Raw genomic sequence first — 1,931 nt, forward strand, 5'->3', positions numbered from 1 at the left:
GGAACCCGTTTCGCCGACGGCGGCGGCAGCTCGGACATCACCTTCGGCCGGAAGCTCGGAAACAAGGCGTTGAACGCCATCGTCAACCTCAAGTTCGGGGCCGCGTTCAGCGACTTGTGCTACGGCTACAACGCATTCTGGCGCCACCACGTCCCGGTGATGGCACTGCCCGCGGTGGAGGCGACCGAGGCGCAGTGGGGCGACGGGTTCGAGATCGAGACCCTCATCAACGTACGGGTCGCGAACGCGGGCCTGAAGATCACCGAGGTGCCGAGTTTCGAGCAGGATCGCATCCACGGCGAGAGCAACCTGAACGCGGTGCGGGACGGACTTCGTGTGTTGCGCACGATCCGGAGCGAACAGCGCACGACCGCAACGCACCTGTCCCCGGCGCCCGTCCCGCAGGGCTGAGCGACCATGACGGTGTCCACGCTCGTGTCCTGCTCCGTCGTCATCTGCGCCTACACCACCGAACGGTGGAGCGATCTGTGCGCCGCGGTCGACTCGGTGCTCACCCAGAGTGTGCCGGTCCTCGAGGTGCTGCTGGTGATCGACCACTCGGAGGAGTTGTTCTCCCGTGCCGAACGGCACTTCGCAGCGGAACCTCGTGTGACCGTGCTCCGCAACTCCGAGTCGAGGGGCCTGTCCGGGGCCCGCAACACGGGCGTGCGCGCGGCGCGCGGCGACATGATCGCGTTCCTCGACGACGACGCCCGCGCCGAATCCGACTGGTACCGCGTGTCCGCCGCCCACTATTCCGACCCCGACGTACTCGGTGTCGGCGGATTCGCGAGTCCGGCGTGGCCGGCCGACCGCCCCGTGTGGATGCCCGCCGAGTTCGACTGGGTGGTCGGTTGCAGCTACGTCGGCCAGCCGACGCGCATCGAACCGGTGCGGAACTTCATCGGCTGCAACATGTCTCTGCGGCGCACGGTCTTCGACACCGTCGACGGGTTCAGTGACGGAATCGGCAGGGTCGGGAAGACGCCGGTCGGGTGCGAGGAGACCGAACTCTGCATCCGGATCCGAACCCACCAGCCCACCGCACGGTTGCTGTTCGACCCCGCGATGAAGGTGGTGCACCGCGTCAGCGACGACCGCACCACGTTCCGCTACTTCCTCTCGCGCTGCTTCCACGAGGGCGTGTCGAAAGCGCTGGTTTCCGATCTCGTGGGGGCCGGCGACGCGCTCAGCAGCGAACGGGCGTACACGGCACGTGTCCTCCCGCGAGCCGTCGTCACGGGGATCGCGTCCCCGCGGCACGGCGGACTGGTCCGAGCGGGTGCCGTGATCGCGGGGTTCACGGTGACCGCAGCCGGATACGTCCGAGGCCTCGTCGGTCTGCGATCGAAGCGGGTGACGGCATGACCGGAACGCTCGATCGCAGGATCGACCTGGTGCCGGCTCTCGGGAGCGATCACGCGCCGACATGGGACGGCGCCGTCTGGGTCGGCGAGCTCCGTGGACCTGTCCGGGAGGACACCGAATACCGGCTGGCCCGGGCCGAGGGGTATCGGCGCGCCCGGCTGCTGGTGCGAGCAGATCGCACCCTGCTGGGATTCGTCGAGGTGGACGTCGAGGACGGCAGGCTCGAGACCGCCGCCCTGCGGCACGCACTGGACGGGCTCGTGCCGGCGACAGTCGCCGACAGCGTCGTCGACGCCGACGCATCCGGTCCTACGGTCACCGTCGTGGTGTGTACCCGCGACCGGGTCGACAGCCTGAGGATCGCCCTCGACTCGATCCTGTCGCTCGACCATCCCGGCTACGAGGTGATCGTGGTCGACAACGCATCCCGCACGGATGCGACGCAACGCTACGTCGCCGAACTCGGTGACCCCCGGGTGCGCGTCGTGACCGAGCCCCGGCCCGGACTGTCCCGGGCGCGCAATGCGGGCGTCCGCGCGGCGACCCCCGAGCTCGGCGCGTTC

General features: G+C 69.1%; 2 protein-coding genes and 1 pseudogene. All 3 read left to right on the forward strand.

The window, feature by feature from the left end; genetic code table 11:
* Positions 1-411: pseudogene (locus tag ACFTZB_RS45345) on the forward strand (glycosyltransferase family 2 protein); the annotation flags it as partial.
* A 6-nt stretch (positions 412-417) separates the two neighbouring features.
* Complete coding sequence (locus ACFTZB_RS45350; RefSeq protein WP_378442511.1) at positions 418-1,368, forward strand: glycosyltransferase family 2 protein; 951 nt, start codon at positions 418-420, stop codon at positions 1,366-1,368.
* Positions 1,365-1,931, forward strand: a 567-nt coding sequence (locus ACFTZB_RS45355) for a glycosyltransferase family 2 protein (protein WP_378442513.1), incomplete at its 3' end; no start/stop codon positions are given. The genes ACFTZB_RS45350 and ACFTZB_RS45355, both read left to right, overlap by 4 nt.

Source organism: Rhodococcus sp. NPDC057014 (assembly GCF_042673295.1).
GTDB lineage: Bacteria > Actinomycetota > Actinomycetes > Mycobacteriales > Mycobacteriaceae > Rhodococcus_F.